A 20,311-nucleotide genomic window follows, 5' to 3' on the forward strand; every position below is an offset into this window, starting at 1 on the left:
GCGGCCCTGCTGGTTGGCGCACCAGGGCGCTCAGGACCGGCAGTCGACCGCGACCACCTGAGGTCCGGAGCCGAACGGCCCGTCGTCGACCGGCACCGTGGCGAACCTGATCGGCACCTGCTGAGGTCGGCTCGGGTGCTGTTCGGTGGGGGGCATGAGGCATTCGGGCCACCCTCCGTGGTGGCTCTCACCGCGCGCGTCGACCCACCGCGACACCGAGCCAGTGGCGCCATAGGTCCAGTCCTCGTCCGAGCCCGACCTGGCCGTGAACTGCGGCGACGCCTCGTCTCCTCCGAGGATCGCCGTGCCCGTCAGCCAGGTGACGTCGTCGCCCGTGGCGCGCCCGAGCGCGAAGGAGCCGGCGGCGACCAGGGCGGTGGCCGTCACGGCAAGTACGACGTCGCGTGTCTTCATGCGTCCCCTCGGGTGGTGCGCCAGCAGGTTCTACCGTGGCGTGACCGTCGACGCCCGCTGAAGGGAGCATGGCACGGCAGCGGTCGCTCCGGCCCGCGTCGGAGGGGAGCGAGGACGGGGCATCCATCCTCCGACGTCACTCCGGGAGGGTGACGCGCGAGGGTGGTCGGCTGACGGCACAATCGCTCATGGGAGGACACGTCCGCCGGTTGGGTGCCGTCGCAGCGCTCGTCGTCGTCGCGACCGCCGGATGCACCGGGGGTGGCTCGGTCACGCTGCCGACGGCGGTATCCCGGACCAGCTCGACGAGCGCCGCAGCGCCCAGCCTGACGCTGCCCACGGTGACGCGTCCCGGCGAGAGCCCGAGCGAGGCCCCCGCCGAGACGCCGGCGGCCTCTCCGAGCCCGACGAGCGGCACGGCGTCCGAGAGGCCCACGGTCACCAGGCCAACGCAGCCCGCGACCGTGACCCAGACGAACACGGCCACGGTGACGCAGACGAACACGGCCACCGTGACCCAGACGAACACCGCGACTGTGACCCAGACGAACACCGCGACCGTGACCCAGACCAGCACGGCGACCGTGACCGCGACGCCCACGACCGCCACGCCCAGCCTGTCGGAGAGCGCGACTCCGCCTGCCGGAGAGGTGGCCGCGACGCCCATCTCCGACCAGGGGACGGTCTGGTGGCCGTGGCTGCTCCTCGCTCTCGTCGTGCTCGGGCTCCTCGCGTGGCTGCTCCTGGCCCGCCGCCGCGCCAACCAGGTGCTCGCGGCGTGGGACGCCCGGCTCGACGCCGCGAGGGCGGAGGCCTCGTGGGTCGAGGACGCGCTGACCGGCCAGGTGCTCTCGACACCGACGACCGAGGAGGCACAGGCGATCTGGAGCGCGGCGCAACCGCGCCTGCTGGCCATGGACGAGAGCCTCCACGCGCTCGTGGCCGACGCTCCGGACGAGCAGCGCGCCGCGGCTGCGACGAACCTTCGCGACCAGCTGGGTCGGCTCGTCGAGGCCGTCGGCACCGACGTGGCCGGCGGGTCGGGCGGGAGCGCCGACGACTTCCGGACGCGTCGGGCCACGATCGACACTGCGCGTCACGAGCTGCGCCAGACCCTCGGCCCCGTCGGGCCGCCACCGCCGGCCCCCGGGGCCGAGCTCCCCTGAGCAGAGTCGTCTCGTCGGGGTGACAGGTGAAGACGTGGATCAGTCCTGCCTGGCGGCCAGCGCCTCGAAGTTCTCGTACAGCTCGGGGACACCGAGCTTGTCGCGCAGCTTCGTCGCAGCCGGACCGACGCGCGCCCAGAGCCCTGAGACCCAGAGCCAGTCCAGGACGAGGTCGGTGTCGAGCAGCCCGTTCTTGGTGAGCGTCCCGATCGTCTCGCCCCAGGTCAGGATCCGCGACACGAGGACGTCGTCGACCGACGCCGTCTCGGGGTCGAACGTGTCGGCCCACACCGCGTGCTGTGCTTCCTCGATGCCCATCCCCGAGCCCCACTGTGCGAGCTGCACGAGCAGGGCTGCGTCCTCACGGTTGGCCACGTGACCTTCTCCTGTCCGGCCTCGGTCCCCGCCCCTCGGTCCTCGATGCTGACGTCACCGACGCTACTCGCGCGGTCATGCCCGGGGAGAGGGTTTCGGCCACGATGCTGGGCCGGGATCAGCGTTCCACCGTCGCCCGGATGGCACCGGAGACGTCGCCGGAGACGAAGTCGGCGACCGTGAGGAAGTGGCCCTCGGCCTCGAGTTCGCGGTAGCCGCCGGTCCCGGCGATGAGGCGTGCCGATCCGCGACCGAGGGCGCGCGGTGCCCCGAGGGGGTAGGTGATGCCGGTGAAGGACCATGTCATCCGGCCGGCGTGGCCGTGGAGCACGAGGTTCCCGGTCAGTCGCCCGACGCTGGTGCTGAGGGGGTCGACGTGTGGGGTGGCGTCGGCCGGGCCCGCGTCGCTGACGGCGCCGGCGGCCGCGAAGTGACCTACGGCGGTCCCGTCGGGCCGGAACCCGAGGTCGAAGGTGATGACCACCTCGGACCGTGTGGGAGCGCCCTCGTGACGGGCAAGCGGAACAGCCGTGCTGGGCTGTGCGGCGGTGATGGCGGCCGCGACCATCACCGCACCGACGAGCGTGCGACGGATCATGTCAACCTCCCGGTTTGTCCTGTCCCTGTCACAGGTCAGGCTGCGCCGAGGGCTCCGGACTGCGCATCGGGGGAAACCCTTGCAGGAGGGTCACATCGGGGTCAGCAGTCGTCTGGCGAGCTCGGTCCGCGAGCGCACACCCAGCTTGGCGTAGACGCGGGACAGGTTCGCCTCCACCGTCTTGATCGACACGTGCAGCGTCGAGGCGATCTGCCGGTTGGTCAGCCCCCGCGTCACGGCCTCGGCCATGCGTCTCTCGGTGGGGGTCAGGAGGGTCCCCTGGCCGGTCAGGCCGAATCGGTCGTTCTCGTCGTCGAGTCGCTGTTGCCACAGTCCGATCCCGTGCCGGGCGCAGCACTGGCGTGCGGCATCCAGCCGGCGCAGCGCGTCCGGCCTCCGGCGAAGCCGTCGCCGGATGGTCACGTCCAGCAGCAGCGCACGGGCCCGATCGCTCGGGTGCCCGCACTCGGCGAAACCCTGCTCGGCGCGGTCGGCGGCCACGGACGCAGCGGGAAGGTCGTCGGAGCTCGAGAGCACGATGGCTCGGGCGAGCTCGGCAGCGGCTCCCGACCAGGCGAACCGTGCCCGCGCCGACAACCGCGCCGCGACCGCGGTTGCCCGCTCGAGGTCACCACACGCGGCCAGCGCCTCTACCGCCGACAGCTCGATGCGCAGGAACCCGGGCTCGCGGAAACCGCACTCGTCGGCCAGATCGACAGCCGGTGCGAGCACGGCTTGCGCGAGGTCGAACTCGCCGCGGGCGATGGCGACGTCACCGAGGACCCGGGCGTGCCTGACCTGCTGTCGCGGGTCGCCGGCGGCGCTGCTGGCGGTCACGGCCGCCTGGGACAGGGCCCGGGCACCCTCGAGGTCGCCGCGGAGGGCCGCGACCAGGGCCTCGAGGTAGTCGAGCTGGAGCCGGAGCGAGCCCTGGGAGGAGCGCGCGGCCACGACTCGGCAGTCGGACAGGACGGCGTCGGCCGTGTCCAGGTCCCCGGCGAACGCCTCCAGCTCGGAGAGGTGGAAGAGGACGGGGGGAAGCGCCCCCTCGCCGCCCTCGCGCTCGATCTCGGTGCGCAACGCTGTGAGGAGCGCCCGCGCGTCCGCGAGGTTCCCGGCCGCCTTCAGCCGCAGGGCACCGCCGACGCTGCGTCGCAGCAGCCGGGGGCTGGGCGGGAGTGACGCCACGCTCCTGGCAAGCGGGCGCGCCGCCAGCGCCTCGGCGACCCCGTCCTCGTCGGCGCCGACGAGGAAGTGCAGCGTCTCGAGATGGTCGGCCGCGTCCTCGACCAGCTCGTCGACACCCAGGTGCACTGCGGCTTCGAGAGCCTCCTGAGCCACGGGAATCGCTCTCACGCAGTCGAACTGGCCGATCGCCATCGACAGCTCCACCTGCGCTCGGGTGGTCACCGCATCGCATCTCCGGGTGTCGGACAATGCCTCCTGGAGCACCTCGGCGCCGGCCGGCATGCCGTCGCGCAGAGCTCTCCCGCGCGCGAGCCGGATCGCCAGCGCGATGCGGTCGGCGCGCCCGCCCGGTGCTGCGAGCTCGGCCTCCACGACGTCGATCGAACGTCGAACGTCGCCGGCCTCGAACCAGGTGTCGGATGCAAGCAGGACGCGCTCGGCACGGGCGGGGTCGTTCGCCGGGGTCGTGCGCAGCGACGCGTCGGCCAGCTCTGCGGCCGTATCGATGCCGCCCCGGGCCAGCGCCTCTCGCGCCGAGGCCATCAGGCCGGCCGCGGCGTCGGAGTCGGGGAGCGTCGTCGCCGCAGCCACGTGACGGCCGCGTTCCACCGGGTCCGTCAGGCAGCGAGCCAGCGCTCGGTGCAGCTCGCGCCGCCGCGCCGCCGAGAGGTCGGCGTAGGCGCACGTCGACAGGACGGGATGTGTCGTGCGGAGGCCACCGAGCACGACCTCCAGCACCCCGGCGTCGATGGCCTCATTGACCGGGCCATGACAGTCGGCTCCGCAGACGGAGTCGAGAACGGTCGGCGCGACGAGGCCCGCCACGGCGACGACGTCGACCACGCCACGCGAGGCGCGGGACAGATGGGCCAGTCTCGAAGAGCCCGCGCTCCGGAGCACGTCCGAGACGCGGGCCGGCTCGAAGCCGCCGACCGTGAAGTCACCACGGACGACAGCGGACCCGACCTCGAGTGCCACCAATGGGTTCCCGCGCGCGACCCGGAGGACGTGGTCCGTCGCAACCCGCGAGAGGTGGACCCCGAGCCGGGCACCGACGATCGATGCCAGGACATCGTCGGGCAACGGGCCCAGGTGCACGCGACGTCCTCCCTCGACCACGGTCTCGAGCGACTCGGCCTCCGTGCGAGCGACCGTCAGGACCAGGAGGCCACGGTGCACAAGGCGCTGACCGAGCAAACCGATGACGCGGCGGGACTCGACGTCAGCGTCGTTCACGTCGTCGACTGCGACCACGAGGGGCCCGCCGCGCGCCAGTCCGGCGAAGGCAGCGAGGCACGCGAGCTCGGCGGCTCCTCGGCCCGTGCGGCCCCCGGCCCCCGGGTCCACGTGGTGGCGAGTGGGTGTCAGGAGCGTCGCCAGGAGGGGCGGGACCTCGGGTGGCAACGCTGCCATCGCGAGGTCGAGGTCGTCGCTCAGCAGGTCGGCGACGGCCCGGAAGGGCGCACGACCGAACGCCGGCGCAGGGGCCGTCAGCGTGCGCATCCCCGCGGCGCGGGCCTCCGCGACGCACCAGCGCCAGAACGACGTCTTGCCGATCCCGGCCTCGCCCACCACGTGGACGGCGACTGCCTCCCCACCCGCTGCCCGCGCGAGCTGGTTGGCGAACTCTGCGCGCTCGACCTCACGCCCCAGCGGGCCAGGCCCTGCAGGAGTCCTCTGCACCCGTCCAGCCTGACACCCGCTGCGCCCAGCGGCCAGAAGGCCGGCGAGGGTCGCCGACCGGCTCTTGTCCAACGTCGCGTCCGCGGAGGGAGGGGAGGCTTGCGCGGGCGGGTCGGGGTACGACCTAGCATGGACGTGCACAGCCGGGAGGGTCCATGACACGCGTCGCCGGCCCCCACCTGCTGGGCAGGCGTGCGTAGTTCGCAGGAGTCCGAGGCGGGAACGGTGCGAAGGAACATCCCGGCAGTCGCGGCCCTCGTGGCGGCCACCGCCGTGTGGGGCTCCACGTTCATCATCACCAAGGACTCCCTCGACGAGCTGGACCCGGCCTCGTTCCTGACCTGGCGCTTCGGCATCGGCGCTGCCGCACTCCTGCTCGTCCGCGGGGCCACGGTGGCACGACTGACCCGGCCCGAGCTACGGCGCTCCGGCCTGCTGGGGGTGGCACTGGCCGGCGGCTTCCTCCTCCAGACCAGCGGCCTGCAGCACACCCTCGCCGGGGTGTCCGGGTTCCTCACCGGTGCCGCCGTCATCCTGACGCCCGTCGTCGCGGCACTCGCCTTCAAGGAGCAGGTCGGTCGGGCCGGATGGGTCGCCGTGGCGCTCTCCACCGTCGGCATCGCGGCCCTCGGCGGAGGCGTCGGCACGCCCTCGGTCCTGGGCGCCGCGCTCACCCTGGCCGGCGCCGCCTGCTTCGCCGTGCACATCACCGGCTTGAGCCAGTGGGCCACCCGGGAGAACGCGTACGGCATGACCGCCGTCAGCGTCACCGTCGCAGCGGTCCTCTGTGCCGCCTACGCCGTGGCGACCGGACGGGGTGTCGCGGTCCCGGCCACCCCCGATGCGTGGGAGGCGGTTCTCTACCTGGGCATCGTCGCCACCTGCATCGGCTTCGTCGTCCAGGCGTGGGCCCAGTCGGCTCTCACGGCCACGGCCGCGGCGGTCGTCATGACGATGGAACCCGTGTTCGCTGCGGTTCTGGCGGCTGCGCGGGGTGAGGCCGGCCTCGGCTGGACGGGCTGGGCCGGAGGACTCCTGGTCGTCGCCGGCATGGCTCTCGCCGAGCTCGGGCCGCGTGACTGCTGCGACGCCCTGGCGCCTCGCGTCGAGTGCTGCTGAGCTCATTGGGCACTCTCGCACCGGCGTCGACCTGGCTGGCTGCCAGTTCGACGCCGCCCGGCCGTCGGCCAGGACGAGTGCGGCGTCGGCTACTGGGCCGACTCGCTGGGCCAGGACTCGAGGTGGAGCGCCTCGTGCCCGTCGCGCAGCGCGGTGAGGGTCTCGTCGACGAGCGGCACGTCGGTGTCGGTGACGACGTAGCCGAGCTGGCCGCGGGTCGCGAGCGACTGGCCGACGACGTTGACCCCGGCGGCGGCCAGCGTGTTGTTGATCGAGGCGAGGACCCCGGGGATGTTGTGGTGCAGCAGCGCCATCCGGAAGGAGCCGTCGCGCGGCGTGGGGAGGACCTCGGGCAGGTTGACCGACAGCGACGTCGCGCCCTCGGCGATGTAGCTGCCGAGCTTGTTCGCGACGAACGAGCCGATCTCCTCCTGCGCCTCCGCGGTGGACCCGCCGACGTGCGGGGTGAGGATGACGTTCTCGAGGCCGCGCAGCGGCGACTCGAACGGGTCGCCCTGGGCCTTCGGCTCGGTGGGGAAGACGTCGATGGCCGCGCCGGAGAGGTGGCCGGACAGGATGTGGTCGCGCAGGGCCTCGTCGTCGACGACCATGCCGCGCGAGGCGTTGATGAACACCGAGCCGGGCTTCATCATCGCGAACTGCTCGGCGCCGAACAGGCCGGCGTTGCCCGGACGACCGTCGACGTGGAGGCTGACGACGTCCGACTGCTCGAGCAGCTCGTCGAGGGAGCCCATGCGGCGCGCGTTGCCGTGCGCCGGCCGGTCGGCCGTGTCGAAGAAGACGACGCGCAGGCCGATCGCCTCGGCCACGTTCGACAGCTGTGTGCCGATGTTGCCGTAGCCGACGATGCCGAGCGTGCGGCCGCGGGTCTCGTAGGCGCCCTTGGCCGACTTGTCCCAGATCCCGTCGTGCATCTTCTGGGTTTTCTCCGGCAGGCGGCGAGCGAGGGCGATGACCTCGCCGAGGACGAGCTCGACGACGCTGCGGGTGTTCGAGAACGGGGCGTTGAAGACGCCGACGCCGAGCTCGGTGGCGCGGCCGAGGTCGACCTGGTTGGTGCCGATGCAGAAGCAGCCGATGGCACGCAGGCTGGGCGCGGCGTCGAGGACGGCCGCGGTGACCTTCGTGTTGGAGCGGATGCCGAGCACCGTGACGCCCTCGAGGGCCTCGATGAGCTCGTGCTCGCTCAGGGATCCGGAGCGGGTCTCGACCTCGAAGCCGTTGCGGCGGAATGCCTCGGGTGCGACGGGGTGGACGTTCTCCAGCAGCAGTACCTTCACGCGTGTCTCCCTCGGGGTGTCCCGCTTCGTGCGGGGCGCCCGAAATCTTGGTTGGTCTCGGTATCAAGGGTGCCCCAGCCGGTGGCCGGGGCGCGATCTCGTGCGCGGGCTGAGACGCGCAAGGTGGGGGGGGCGTCAGGGCTCGGCGGCCGCGGCCGCCCCCTCGGGCGTCCGGTCGAGTGGACCCGCGAGCGTCCGGGCGAGCAGCTCGCCGGTGTGCTCGAGGTGGTGGCGCATCGCCTGCTCGGCATCGGCGCCGCGGCGGTGCAGCACGGCCGTGACGATCGGCTCGTGCTCGTCCCGGATCTCCGCGAGCGTCCGCCCGGCGGTGGTCGTGGGCGGTCCGAGCAGGGCGGTGGTCGCCCGGAGCCGGTCGATGATCGCCGCCGCGCGCTGGTTGCCGCCGGCGCGCATCAGGGTGTCGTGCACGGTGTGGTCGGCGACCCAGAACCGCCCCTCGTCGGGGGAAGCGGTGCCGCCCTCGCCGAGAGCGGTGCCCATGGCCTCGAAGGCCTCGCGGATCTCGGTGTGCTGGGCGTCGGTGGCCTGCTCGGCGGCGCGGCGGGCGGCGGGCGGCTCGAGGGCGAGGCGGATGTCGATGATCTCCTCGATGTCGCGCGCCTGCGGCGTCAGCACGCGGAAGCCGCGGTTGCGGTCGATCCGCACGAGGCCCGCCTCGGCGAGGCGCAGCAGCCCCTCGCGCACCGGGCTGCGCGAGATGCCGAGCAGGTCGGCGAGCTGGTAGACGGAGTACGTGGCGTCCGGCACGAGCTCGCCGGCGGTGATGCCCGCGCGCACGGCGTCGACGACCGCGTCCGCGAGGGAGGGTGCGCCGTGGGGGAGGGTCAGCCGGACCATGCGTAACATGTTACCCATGGAACACCTCGACGCGCAGGTGGTGCAGGCGCTGGGCCGTGCCGGCCTCGACGTGCACGCGGACGCCGGCACCCGGAGCATGTACGCCTCCGACGCGTCGCTGTACCGGATCCCGCCCCTCGCCGTGGTGCGCCCGCGCGACGTCGGTGAGGTCGAGGCCACCCTCGCCGTGGCCCGCGAGACCGGCGTCCCGGTCACCTCGCGTGGCGCCGGCACGTCGGTGGCCGGCAACGCCGTCGGGCGTGGCGTCGTGCTCGACTTCTCCCGCCACCTGAACCGCGTCCTGTCGGTCGACCCGGACACCCGCACGGCGGTCGTCGAGCCCGGCACCGTGCACGCCGTGCTCCAGAAGGCGGTCGCGCCCCACGGCGTCCGGTTCGGGCCCGACCCGTCGACGCACCCCCGCTGCACCATCGGCGGCATGATCGGCAACAACGCGTGCGGCTCCCGGTCGCTGGCCTACGGGCGCACCTCCGACAACGTCGCCGGCCTGGAGCTGCTCACCGCCGCCGGCGACCACCTCGCCACCGGCTACGACGCGTCCGGCGCCCCCTTCGCCCACGGTGCCGACGACGTCGTGGCCGGCGTCCGCAGCGTCATGGGGCGCCACCTGTCCACGGCGCGCACCGAGTTCGACCGGTTCGGCCGGCAGGTGTCGGGCTACGCCGCGCACCACCTGCTGCCCGAGCGGTTCGACCTCACCCAGGCCCTGGTGGGCTCGGAGGGGACCCTCGGAGTCATCACGCAGGCGACCGTCCGGCTCGTCGTCGATGCCTCCGTCCGGGTCGTCGTCGCACTCGGCTTCGGTGACATCGTCGCGGCGGGCCAGGCCGCCCCTGCCGTCGTGGCGCACGCACCGACGTCCTGCGAGGGGCTCGACTCCCGGCTCACCGACGTGCTCCGCGCCCGACGCGGCCCCGACGCCATCCCGCCCCTGCCGCGCGGGCGCGCCTGGCTGTTCGTCGAGTTCGCCGGCGACGACCTCGGCGAGGTCACCTCGCGGGCCCGACGCCTCGTCGACGAAGGGCTCGCCGACGACGCGGTCGTCGTCGTCGACCCCGCGGTTCAGGCCCGGCTGTGGCGGATCCGCGAGGACGGCGCCGGCCTCGCGGGTCGCGCGCCCTCGGGCAAGCCGGCCTGGCCCGGATGGGAGGACGCCGCCGTGCCGCCGGCGCGGCTCGGCGAGTACCTCGCGGCCTTCGACGAGCTCGTCGGCTCCTACGGCATGACGTCCGCGCCCTTCGGCCACTTCGGCGACGGCTGCATGCACGTGCGGCTCGACCTGCCGCTCGACCAGCCCGACGGCACGAAGGTCATGCGCGAGTTCCTCACCGAGTCGGCCCGGCTCGTCGGCGGGTTCGGCGGATCGCTCTCCGGCGAGCACGGCGACGGCCGGGCCCGCTCCGAGCTGCTGCCGCACATGTACTCGGCCGACGCCATCGCCCTCTTCGGCGGCATCAAGCACGCCTTCGACCCCGACAACCTGCTCAACCCCGGGGTGCTCGTCGACCCCGATCCCGTCGACCAGGACGTGCGACCGGTCGGGCACTTCCCGGTCCGCAACCTCGCGATGGCCTACCCCCACGACGGCGGCGACCTCGCCCAGGCCGTGCACCGCTGCACCGGCGTCGGCAAGTGCCGCGCCGACAACTCGGCCGCCGGCGGCGTCATGTGCCCCTCCTACCTCGCCACCCGCGAGGAGAAGGACTCCACCCGCGGACGCGCCCGCATCCTGCAGGACGTCGTGCGCGGCGAGCTGCCGTGGTCGCACCCGTCGGTCCACGACGCGATGGACCTGTGCCTGTCGTGCAAGGGGTGCGCGTCCGACTGCCCCACCGGCATCGACATGGCCACCTACAAGTCGGAGGTGCTGCACCAGACCTACCGCCGCCGGCTGCGCCCACGCTCGCACTACACGCTCGGGCGGCTACCGATGTGGGCGCGGCTCGCCGGGCGCGTACCGGCCCTCGCCAACCGGTCGCTGACCCTGCCGCTCGTGGCGCCGGTGGCGCTGTGGCTCGCCGGCGTCGACCGGCGTCGCTCGATCCCCGCGTTCGCCAGGCGGCCGTTCCGTCGCAGCTTCACGCCACGCACCTCTGAGCTGAAACCCGTTGTCCTGTTTGCCGACTCCTTCTCCGACTCGTTCTCGCCGGAGGTCGCGGAGGCCACGGTCCGCGTGCTGCGGGACGCCGGCTACGAGCCACGCCTGCCGAGTGGCTCGATCTGCTGCGGCCTGACGTGGATCACGACCGGACAGCTCGACTCGGCCAAGGACATCCTGCGCCGCACGGTCGCGGCGCTCGCCGAGGACGCCCGCGCCGGCCTGCCGATCGTCGGCATCGAGCCCTCGTGCACCGCCGTGCTGCGCTCCGACGTGCACGAGCTGCTGCCCGGCGACGAGGACGCCGCGCTCGTCTCCTCCCGGGTCCGCACCCTCGCCGAGCTGCTCGCCGAGACGCCGGGATGGACGGCCCCCGACCTCTCCGGCACGCAGGTCGTGGCCCAGCCGCACTGCCACCACCACGCGGTGCTCGGCTGGAAGGCCGACGCGGACCTGCTCGCCGACACCGGTGCGTCGGTGCAGACGCTGTCCGGCTGCTGCGGGCTCGCCGGCAACTTCGGCGTCGAGATCGGCCACCACGAGGTCTCCCTCGCCGTCGCGAACCAGAACCTGCTCCCGGCGATCGACGCGGCCCCCGGCGCGGTCGTGCTCGCCGACGGGTTCTCCTGCCGCACGCAGGTGGCGGACCTGCGCGACCGCCCGGCCGTGCACCTGGCCCAGCTCCTCGACCCCGAGTCGGCCGGGCGTCGGGCCGGGCCGGGGCGCCCTGCCTGAGCCCGCCACGTTGTCCGAGGCGGCGTCATTGTCGATACTGACGGCATGGGTCCCCAGACTTCGGATTCGGAAGCGGAGTTGCAGCGCCTCGAGCAGCTCGAGGAGCAGGTCGAGGTCAACCGTGCCGACCTCGACGCCTTGCTGGCCAAGAGCGACAGCGACGACCGTCGTGCCGATGCCAGTGAGGCACGGGCCGACGAGACCCGGCTGCGTGCCGACGAGAACCGGGGCAGGATCGCCGACCTCGAGGTCCGGGTGGACGTCGACCGTGAGCTGATCCTCGAGCTGCAGGCAGAGGGCGCGCTGAGCCACGAGCAGGTCGCGCAGTTGGAGGTGGCCCTGCGCACCTCGCGCCAGATCGGCGCCGCGATCGGCATCGTCATGGCGAACCGCCGCATCGACGAGCAGAGGGCGTTCGAGGTGCTCCGCAAGGCCAGCAGTCTCACCAACCGAAAGCTGCGACTGGTCGCCGAGGACGTCGTGCTCACAGGAGTGGTCGACGACCTTCCCGTGCTCTAGCTAGCGCGTGGCCACAGGAAGCGAGGCGAGCTCGCGCTGCTCGGCGTCAGGGCGGGGTGCTCGATGCGCTCCCGGGCGGCCCACTCCGCCGTCACGGTGAGCGACACGACGCGGGAATGGACCGAGGGGTTGTCTTCGGGCCGGGGCTCCCGGAGCATTGCTGCATGGACCGCGACGCCGAACGCCGGGCCCTGGCCGAGGTGCAGACGCGCCTCGAGCAGCGGTTCCCTCACCTGCACCCGGACGTCGTGGCGGCGGCCGTGACCGTCGCGCACCAGAACCTCGACGGACCCGTGCGCGACTTCGTGCCGGTGCTCGTCGAGCACGCAGCCCGCGACCGCCTCGCCTTCGTCGACCCCGAGTCGCCCGACACGGCCTCGGCGGACGGCCAGGACGGCGCGACCGGCCCCACGGGCGCCGCCGACGCGTGAGCGCCGAAGCCGCGGCCGAGGTCGTCCACGTGGCCGTCGGCGTCTGGTCGGTGGCGGTTCCCGCCGACGTGACCGCCTCGGGCCCGCACCTGGAGGCCCTCGACGGCCCCGAGCGTCGACGCGTGTCGGAGTCGCCGGTCGCGTCGGTGGCCGCGAGTCGCGCCGCCGGGTACCTCCTCGTGCGGCACGTGGTCGGCGACGTGCTCGGCGTCCCGCCCGGCGACGTCACGCTCGACCGCACCTGCGCGCGGTGCGGCGCGCCGCACGGCCGGGTGCGCGTGACCACCGACGCCGGTCTGCACGTCTCGGTCACCCACACCGGACCGATCGGGGCGCCCGACACGTCGGCGTTCCGGCCCGGTGTGGTCGCCGTCGCCCTGACCCGGCTGGCACCGGTCGGAGTCGACCTCGTGCGCGTCGTGGAGGCCGACTTCCCCGGGTTCGACACCGTGGCGTTGCACCCCGACGAGCCCCCCACTCGTGACGCTGTGACCCGGGCGCGCCTGTGGGCCCGCAAGGAGGCGGCGCTCAAGGCCGTCGGCACCGGGCTCGGCGTCGACCCGGCGTCGTTCGCCGCGCCCCCGCCGGGCGTACCGACGCCGGTGGGGCCGGACCGCGTCCCGGTCACCGTCGCGGACCTCGGCGACCTGCACGATCCTGCCGACCCTCCCGACCCACCTGGGCTCGTCGGGGCGGTCGCGCTGGCGCGGAGCGACGCATCGGTGCCGGTCGTCGTGCTCGCGGGCAGGTCCGCCAGCCCGGCGTGGCCGCGGGCGTCAGGACAGTCAGGGCAGTCAGGGCAGCCCGTGCAGTGGGGGCAGTCCGAGCCGCCCGCGGAGTCGGGACAGTCCGGGAGGACCGGGCGATCCAGGCGGCTCGGGCAGCTCGGGCAGGGTTCGCTCGTCGAGCCAGGCGGTGAGCAGCCCACGCACCATTGGTGATTCGGCCTCCTCGGCGCCGCTGCGTACCGCGTGCTCGACCGCGAGGTCGACGAACGCGTCGGTGCTGACGGTCCCGTCGGCATGGGTCGCGGTCCAGTCGCGGAGCAGGCCGAAGAACGTGGCGTCGCCGAGGTGGGTGCGCAGCGCGTGCAGGGTGAGGGCCCCTCTCTTGTAGACCCGGTCGTCGAAGAGGTCGCGCGGCCCCGGGTCGGACAGGACGAGGTCCTGGGGGAGTGCCGCGAGCCGCGCGTGGTGCGCGCGGGCGTTGACAGACGCCGGGACGCCGTCGGCGGCCTCGGCCCAGAGCCACTCGGCGTAGCAGGCGAAACCCTCGTGCAGCCAGATGTCGCTCCACGTGCCGAGGGTCAGGCTGTTGCCGAACCACTGGTGCGCCAGCTCGTGGGCGACGAGCCGCTCGTGGCGTCGGTCGCCGGGGAGCCAGTTGGCCCCGAAGGTCGCCATCGCCTGGGCCTCGAGCGGGATGTCGAGGTCGTCGGCGGTGACGACGACCGTGTAGTCGGGGAACGGGTAGGGCCCGAAGCGCTCGGCCAGCACCGCCATCATCTCCGGCAGCCGGTCGAGGTCGTGCCGGGCCGTGGCCCTGTTGCCGACGGGCACGAGAAGGCGCACCCGCAGGGGCACGTCGGCGAGGACGTGCTCGGTGTAGCGGCCGACGTGGACGGCGGCGAGGTAGGTGGCCATCGGGTGCGTCTGCTCGAAGACGCGCCGGGTGCGGCTCCCACGCACGCGGGTCTCGGTGAGCACGCCGGTGGCCGTGACGGCGAAGGGGGAGTCGCACTCGATGGCGATGCGGTAGGTCGCCTTGCCGCTCGGGTGGTCGTTGCACGGGAACCACGTCGGCGCGCCCGTCGGCTGCGAGGCGACGAGTGCGCCCTCGGCGAGCTCCTCCCAGCCGAGCGTGCCCCACCGGGTGCGCGTCGGGCCCGGGGTGCCGGAGTAGGTGATGGTGAGCTCGGCGGTCGTGCCGGCCATGAGCGGACGCGCGGGGCGGACGGTGACGGCGTGGCCGCGGTGGGTCCACCTGACCGGCGAGCCGTCGACCGTGACCTTTCCGGCGCGCAGCCCCACCAGGTCGACCCTGAGCGCCTCGAGGGGCGCGAGCGCGCGGACCGTCAGCGTGGCCCGACCGGACAGCCGGTTGCTCGAGACGCGGTAGTCGAGGTCGAGGTCGTAGTGCTCGACGCGGTAGCCGGGGTCGCCGCGCTCGGGTGTGTACGCGTCGAGGACGTGGTGGTCGGCGCGGCGGGTGCGGCGGGTGCGGTCGGGAACGCTCACCGTTCAGGCGCTCGGCTTCTCGTGCCAGGGTGCGATGGGGTTGCCGGTCCACCGGCTGCCGGCGGGCACACTCTCCCCCCGGAGCACCAGCGAGCCGGGCCCGACCGTGGCCGTGCGGGCGATCGAGGCTGCCGGCAGGATGACCCCGTGCGGACCGAGGGTGGCGCCCTCGTCGAGGGTGACGCTGTCCATGCTCATGATCCGATCATGGAACAGGTGCGTCTGCAGCACGCAGCCCCGGTTGACCGTGGCGCCGTCGCCGAGGCTGACCAGGTCGGCCTCCGGCAGCCAGTACGTCTCGCACCACACGCCGTGGCCGATGCGGGCGCCCAGCGTGCGCAGCCAGACGTTGATCGCGGGTGTGCCGGTGGCGGTCCAGGCGAACCACGGGCCGGCGACCATCTCGACGAACGCGTCGACCACCTCGTTGCGCCACACGAAGGAGCTCCAGAGCGGGTGCTCGACCGCCCTGATGCGACCGACGATGACCCACTTCGCCAGCGTCGTGACGGCGGCGGCCACGGCCCCGGTGGCGGCGAGGACGACCCCGCCCAGCAGGGCCGCGACGACCCACCCCCAGCGCAGCGCGAGGGTCTCGACGGCCACGAGCACGCCGAACCCGAGGGCGACGGTGACCATGACCGGCACGATACGGCACAGCTCCACGAGGCCGCGGAAGACCTTGAGCCGCAACGGAGGTCGGAAGGTCCGCTCGTCGTCGCTGCCCTGCGGTGGGCGTCGGAGCCGGACCGGCGGGCTGCCGAGCCAGCTCGACCCGGCCTTCGACTTCGGCGGCGCCGCCGAGAGCACCGCGACGAGCCCGAACTTCGGGACGCGTCGGCCCGGGGCTGTCATGCCGCTGTTGCCGAGGAAGGCGCGCTTGCCGATCTTGACCGGCGCGATGTGCACCCAGCCGTGCGCCAGCTCGTAGCTGCCGACCATGGTGTCGTCGGCGAGGAAAGCCCCGCTCGCGACGGTCGTCATCGACGGCAGCAGCAGCACCGTCGAGGCCTCGACGTCGCTGCCGACACGGGCCCCGAGCAGCCGGAGCCACACGGGGGTGAAGAGGCTGGCGTACAGGGGGAAGAGGTAGGTGCGGGCCTGGTCGAGGAGCCGCTCGGTGAGCCACACCTGCCAGCCGATGCGGCTGCGCACCGGGTGGAAGCCCTGACGGAGACCCAGGGCGAGCAGCCGCACGAGCACGACGGTCAGCAGCGCCAGCCCGACCATCCCGATGACGGTGACGACCGGCACCCACGCGAGGACGGTCAGCGCGGCGTCGCCGGTGCCGGAGGTGCCCCGGAGCGCGCGGGCGAGCACGAGCAGCGCGGGTGTGAGCGCGACGAACGGCAGCAGCGACACCAAGGCGCCGGAGGCGCCGTAGGCCGCGACCCAGGCCGGGCGCCGAGGCGGCCGCTCGGCGGGATGGCCGAGCGCCGCCGGGTCGTGGACGCGCGTGGCGGGCGAGCCCGCGACGACGCGTCCGGCGGGCACCGACGTCAGCACCGTCGAGCCGGCCTGGACGACGGCGCCGCGGCCGATGTGGACGTCCGGGCCGATGGTGCTGCGGGCCCCGACCACGGCCTCGCGCCCGATGTGGACGGTGCCGACGTGGACGACGTCGCCGTCCATCCAGTAGCCCGACAGGTCGACCTCGGGCTCGATGCTGGCGCCCCCACCGATGGTCAGCAGCCCGGTCACCGGCGGCACGGTGTGGAGGTCGACACCGGGGCCGATCGTCGCACCCAGCAGTCGCGCGTAGTGGACGATCCAGGGCGCGCCGGCCATGGTCACCGCGCCCATGGCGTCGGCGAACCGCTCGGCCGCCCAGAGGCGCATCTGCACCGACCCGCCGCGGGTGTAGGAGCCGGGCTTGAGCCCGCGCAGCAGCAACCGGCAGGCGAGAGCGGTGATCCCCATGCGCCCGACGGGCGTCACGAACGCAAGGAGGCCGATGCCGAGCGCCCACCACGACACCGGTCGCGGCCACGTGGCGACGCCGGAGGCACGCAGCAGCTCGGTGACGATGCCGAGGCCGACGAGCCACTGGAGGCCCTTGATCGTCAGCAGCACGACCGACACCAGCGTCTGGAGCAGCTGCGTGCGCCGGGGGATGCGGTGCACGGTGCGCTCCGGTCCGCCGCCGGACGGGTCGACCGGCGCGAACGACTCGAGCAGCTCGACCTGGGCGCCGAGGCGCGGGTGCGCGTGGATGTCGGCGACCGTGACGGTCGGATAGCGCTCGCGGAGCAGCGACACGAGCCGGGCCGAGGACAGGCTGCCCCCGCCGAGGGCGAAGAAGTCGGCGTGGGGCGAGCCGACCGACGCGCCGAGAACGGCCGACCAGTGCCCGGCGACCCACGCCGCGGTGCCCTCGAGGTCCGACGCGTCCGCGTCCGCCCCGGCGCCGGGCAGCGGCCACGGCAGCGCGGCCCGGTCGACCTTGCCCGAGGTACGCGTCGGGATCGACTCGACGGTGGCGAGGATCGGCACGAGCGCGGCGGGCAGCTCCTCGCGCAGGCGCTCGCGCGAGGCGTCGAGGTCGAGGTGCTCGGACGCGGGGACGAGGTAGCCGACGAGCAGCTGGCTGCCGACCGGGGTGGTCTGGACCGCAGCCGCGGCTGCGGTCACGTGGGGCAGCGCCTGGAGGGCGGCGTCGACCTCACCGAGCTCGATGCGGCGGCCGCCGAGCTTGACCTGCTCGTCCGCGCGGCCGACGAAGAGCAGCCCCTCGGCATCGTTGACGACGAGATCGCCCGAGCGGTAGGCGCGCTCCCACCCGAGCGTCGGCATCGGCGCGTACTTCTCGGCGTCCTTGGCCGGGTCGAGGTAGCGGGCCAGCCCGACGCCGCCGATGATGAGCTGGCCGGTCTCACCCTCACCGACGGGCTGCTCGTCGGGTCCGACGACGGCGAGGTCCCAGCCGTCGAGCGGCAGGCCGATGCGCACCGGCCCCACGCCGTCGAGCGGGGCCGCGCACGCGACGACGGTCGCCTCGGTGGGGCCGTAGGTGTTCCACACCTCGCGGTCCGGCGTCGCGAGCCGCGCCGCGAGGTCGGGCGGACACGCCTCGCCGCCGAAGATGAGCAGCCGCACGGGCTCGAGCGCCTCCGCGGGCCACAGGGCCGCGAGCGTCGGGACGGTCGAGACGATCGTGATGTCCTGCGCGACGAGCCACGGACCGAGGTCCTGGCCGGTGCGCACGAGCGAGCGTGGCGCCGGCACGAGGCATGCACCGTACCGCCACGCGAGCCACATCTCCTCGCACGACGCGTCGAACGCCACCGACAGGCCGGCGAGGACCCGGTCGCCGGGCCCGACCGGCCGCTCCTGCAAGAAGATCCGGGCCTCGGCGTCGACGAACGCCGCTGCCGAGCGGTGCGACACGGCCACGCCCTTCGGCACGCCGGTGGAGCCCGAGGTGAAGATGACCCACGCGTCGTGCTCGGTGGTGACCGTGACGGGTTCGGGCGGCGTCGGGTGCGCCTTGCTGGCCTTCGGGCCCCGCGGGGGTGGGGCCGCCCGGCCCACCGGGCGGATCCGGCGGCGCGGCCCGACTATCGCCGTGACCGCGGCCTCGCCGAAGACGAGATCGGCACGCTCCTGTGGGTCGTCGGCGTCGACGGGGACGTACGCGGCCCCCGCATGGAGGATGCCGAGCACCGCGACGTAGAGGTCGACGGTGCCCGACGGCGCACGGACCCCGACGCGGTCGCCGGGACGGACACCGGCGCGGGCCAGGTCGCGGGCGAGGGCGACCGCCGCGGCAGTCAGCTCGGCGTAGGTGAGCACGGTGGCCGTGTCGTCGACCGCCGGCACGTCGGGGTGGGCCGCCGTCGTCGCCGCGAGGACGTCGACGAGTGTCCGCGGTTCGGGGGCGCGTGCGGCCGCGCGGAGCCGGTCGGTCACCGGGCCAGCCTCCTGTCAGGGTTCGTCACCTCCGACGCTAGAGCCCCGAGGTGAACGGGAGGGGTCGTTCGACGGGGTCGGTCCCGGGCGAGGTGTAACGCCGGGGCGTCCGCAACGGATTCAGGGGGTAGGGAGGCGTCGTCGACCCCCGAGCGCCGGCGCCTCCCGCTCTCGCACCGTGTCCTTGACCGCTCGCGACCCCCCACCGGGGCCGCAGTCGTCGGCCCCGGTCGCGCCGGCCTCCGCCTGCCGCCGGCTACCACGGCCCCGCGGCCGCGCCCGCGTCGCGCCCACGGCCACGACGCCCGCACGCCTGCACGTCACGGCGTGTGACGTACGCCTCGGCGTGCCCTCGTCACAACGGCCTCGCCCGGGGTAGGGGGCACCCGTCGCCGGACCACCTGCCCCTCGGGTGCCCCTGCACCTGGCCCCTGGGGCTCACGGACGAGGTGCCGAGGAGGACGAATGACGCAGGTCGTGGCCATCACGGGAGCAAGCGGAGGTATCGGACGGGCCACCGCCCGCGAGTTCGCGCGGCGTGGGAACGACGTCGCCCTCCTCGCCCGCGGGGAGCGGGGGCTCGAGGCCGCGGCTGCCGAGGTCCGGGCGCAGGGGCGGCGCGCGCTGGTCGTGCCGCTCGACGTGTCCGACCCCGACGCCGTCGAGGCCGCGGTCGAGCGCGTCGAGAGCGAGCTCGGCCCGATCGCGGTGTGGGTCAACGACGCCTTCACCTCGGTCTTCGCGAGGTTCGAGGACATCACCCCGGAGGAGTTCAGGCGCGTCACCGAGGTCAGCTACCTCGGCTACGTCTACGCGACCCGCGCCGTGCTCCGGCGCATGCGGCAGCGGGACGCCGGCACGATCGTCCAGGTCGGGTCGGCGCTGGCCTACCGCGGCATCCCGCTCCAGAGCGCGTACTGCGGCGCCAAGCACGCGATCCAGGGCTTCCACGAGGCACTGAGAGTCGAGCTGCTCCACGAGAAGAGCGGCGTCCACGTGACGATGGTGCAGATGCCGGCGCTCAACACGCCACAGTTCTCGTGGGTGCTGTCCCGCCTGCCCCGGCAGGCCCAGCCGGTGCCCCCGATCTACCAGCCGGAGGTCGCGGCCCGCGCGATCGCGTTCGCCGCAGAGCACCCGAAGCGTCGTGAGTACTGGGTCGGGGCCACGACCACGGCGACGCTGATGGCCAACGCCGTCGTGCCCGGCCTGCTCGACCGCTACCTGGCGAGAACGGGGTTCGACTCACAGCAGACAGACCAGCGACGCCCCGACGACCAGCCGGCCAACCTCTGGGACCCGGCCGACGGCGACGACGGCCGCGACTTCGGGGCCCATGGCGCGTTCGACGGGAAGTCGAAGCCGACGAGCCGCCAGCAGTGGCTCGCGCACCGGTACCCGCAGCTGGCCGGCGCGGCAGGCGTCGCGGTGGCGGGCCTGGCGCTCGCGGTCGTGGGGCGGCGTCGTTGAGCGGCAACGGCAGCGGCAACGGCAGCGGCAACGGCAGGGCGCGGGTCGCTGGTGCGGCCGGGACCGCCTGGGGCGCAGTGCTGTTCACCTGCCCCGACGAGGTTTGGCAGCGGGTGACGGGCCGCGGGTGCACCGCCGACGAACAGCTCGTCACCCAGCTGCTCGGCCTCCGTCACCTGGCCTAGGGGA

15 protein-coding genes and 1 pseudogene are annotated in these 20,311 nt (G+C 73.9%); 8 read left to right on the forward strand and 8 right to left on the reverse strand.

Annotated elements, in window-relative coordinates; translation table 11 throughout:
* Nucleotides 1-30: 30 nt before the first annotated feature.
* Complete coding sequence (locus tag AC3A5R_RS15540; RefSeq protein WP_487621671.1) at nucleotides 31-414, reverse strand: hypothetical protein; 384 nt, start codon at nucleotides 412-414, stop codon at nucleotides 31-33.
* 188 nt (nucleotides 415-602) lie between these two features.
* Between AC3A5R_RS15540 and AC3A5R_RS15545 the strand changes: the two genes are divergently transcribed.
* On the forward strand, nucleotides 603-1,580 hold the full coding sequence (locus tag AC3A5R_RS15545; protein WP_487621672.1) for a hypothetical protein: 978 nt from the start codon (nucleotides 603-605) through the stop codon (nucleotides 1,578-1,580).
* A 39-nt stretch (nucleotides 1,581-1,619) separates the two neighbouring features.
* Here AC3A5R_RS15545 and AC3A5R_RS15550 read toward each other — a convergent pair whose 3' ends face one another.
* The 3 genes from AC3A5R_RS15550 to AC3A5R_RS15560 form a co-directional block, all read right to left on the reverse strand.
* Nucleotides 1,620-1,955, reverse strand: coding sequence for a DUF4760 domain-containing protein (locus AC3A5R_RS15550; protein ID WP_487621673.1), 336 nt, complete (start codon nucleotides 1,953-1,955; stop codon nucleotides 1,620-1,622).
* Between the two features lie 118 nt (nucleotides 1,956-2,073).
* Entirely contained in the window at nucleotides 2,074-2,553 is a 480-nt protein-coding gene (locus tag AC3A5R_RS15555; protein ID WP_487621674.1) for a hypothetical protein, read from the reverse strand.
* A 90-nt stretch (nucleotides 2,554-2,643) separates the two neighbouring features.
* Complete coding sequence (locus AC3A5R_RS15560; protein ID WP_487621675.1) at nucleotides 2,644-5,424, reverse strand: helix-turn-helix transcriptional regulator; 2,781 nt, start codon at nucleotides 5,422-5,424, stop codon at nucleotides 2,644-2,646.
* Nucleotides 5,425-5,649: 225 nt separating this feature from the next.
* Here AC3A5R_RS15560 and AC3A5R_RS15565 point away from each other — a divergent pair, with 225 nt between their 5' ends.
* Nucleotides 5,650-6,543, forward strand: coding sequence for a DMT family transporter (locus tag AC3A5R_RS15565; protein WP_487621676.1), 894 nt, complete (start codon nucleotides 5,650-5,652; stop codon nucleotides 6,541-6,543).
* A gap of 89 nt (nucleotides 6,544-6,632) precedes the next feature.
* Here the strand turns inward: AC3A5R_RS15565 and serA are convergent, their stop codons facing one another.
* On the reverse strand, nucleotides 6,633-7,844 hold the full coding sequence (gene serA / locus AC3A5R_RS15570; RefSeq protein WP_487621677.1) for a phosphoglycerate dehydrogenase: 1,212 nt from the start codon (nucleotides 7,842-7,844) through the stop codon (nucleotides 6,633-6,635).
* Between the two features lie 135 nt (nucleotides 7,845-7,979).
* Nucleotides 7,980-8,702, reverse strand: coding sequence for a GntR family transcriptional regulator (locus tag AC3A5R_RS15575; protein WP_487621678.1), 723 nt, complete (start codon nucleotides 8,700-8,702; stop codon nucleotides 7,980-7,982).
* Between the two features lie 16 nt (nucleotides 8,703-8,718).
* Here AC3A5R_RS15575 and AC3A5R_RS15580 point away from each other — a divergent pair, with 16 nt between their 5' ends.
* The 4 genes and pseudogenes from AC3A5R_RS15580 to AC3A5R_RS15595 all read left to right on the forward strand — a co-directional run.
* Complete coding sequence (locus AC3A5R_RS15580) at nucleotides 8,719-11,556, forward strand: FAD-binding and (Fe-S)-binding domain-containing protein (RefSeq protein ID WP_487621679.1); 2,838 nt, start codon at nucleotides 8,719-8,721, stop codon at nucleotides 11,554-11,556.
* A 45-nt stretch (nucleotides 11,557-11,601) separates the two neighbouring features.
* Nucleotides 11,602-12,075, forward strand: a complete 474-nt coding sequence (locus AC3A5R_RS15585; RefSeq protein ID WP_487621680.1) for an ANTAR domain-containing protein — start codon at nucleotides 11,602-11,604, stop codon at nucleotides 12,073-12,075.
* Between the two features lie 164 nt (nucleotides 12,076-12,239).
* On the forward strand, nucleotides 12,240-12,506 hold the full coding sequence (locus AC3A5R_RS15590; RefSeq protein ID WP_487621681.1) for a three-helix bundle dimerization domain-containing protein: 267 nt from the start codon (nucleotides 12,240-12,242) through the stop codon (nucleotides 12,504-12,506).
* A gap of 362 nt (nucleotides 12,507-12,868) precedes the next feature.
* Nucleotides 12,869-13,066, forward strand: a pseudogene (locus AC3A5R_RS15595) (4'-phosphopantetheinyl transferase family protein); the annotation flags it as partial.
* A gap of 234 nt (nucleotides 13,067-13,300) precedes the next feature.
* Here AC3A5R_RS15595 and AC3A5R_RS15600 read toward each other — a convergent pair.
* Both AC3A5R_RS15600 and AC3A5R_RS15605 read right to left on the reverse strand, forming a co-directional pair.
* Nucleotides 13,301-14,743 (reverse strand): M1 family metallopeptidase, encoded by a 1,443-nt coding sequence (locus tag AC3A5R_RS15600; protein WP_487621682.1) that lies wholly within the window; start codon nucleotides 14,741-14,743, stop codon nucleotides 13,301-13,303.
* Nucleotides 14,744-14,746: 3 nt separating this feature from the next.
* Nucleotides 14,747-18,652, reverse strand: coding sequence for a Pls/PosA family non-ribosomal peptide synthetase (locus tag AC3A5R_RS15605; RefSeq protein ID WP_487621683.1), 3,906 nt, complete (start codon nucleotides 18,650-18,652; stop codon nucleotides 14,747-14,749).
* A gap of 465 nt (nucleotides 18,653-19,117) precedes the next feature.
* On the opposite strand from AC3A5R_RS15605, the gene AC3A5R_RS15610 reads away from it, so the two are divergent.
* Nucleotides 19,118-20,122 (forward strand): SDR family oxidoreductase, encoded by a 1,005-nt coding sequence (locus tag AC3A5R_RS15610; RefSeq protein ID WP_323097437.1) that lies wholly within the window; start codon nucleotides 19,118-19,120, stop codon nucleotides 20,120-20,122.
* Nucleotides 20,119-20,307, forward strand: coding sequence for a hypothetical protein (locus tag AC3A5R_RS15615; RefSeq protein ID WP_487621684.1), 189 nt, complete (start codon nucleotides 20,119-20,121; stop codon nucleotides 20,305-20,307). The genes AC3A5R_RS15610 and AC3A5R_RS15615 overlap by 4 nt, the downstream gene beginning before the upstream one ends.
* The last annotated feature ends 4 nt before the right edge of the window (nucleotides 20,308-20,311 follow it).

It is taken from the genome of Intrasporangium sp. Soil_C_50 (assembly GCF_057656595.1).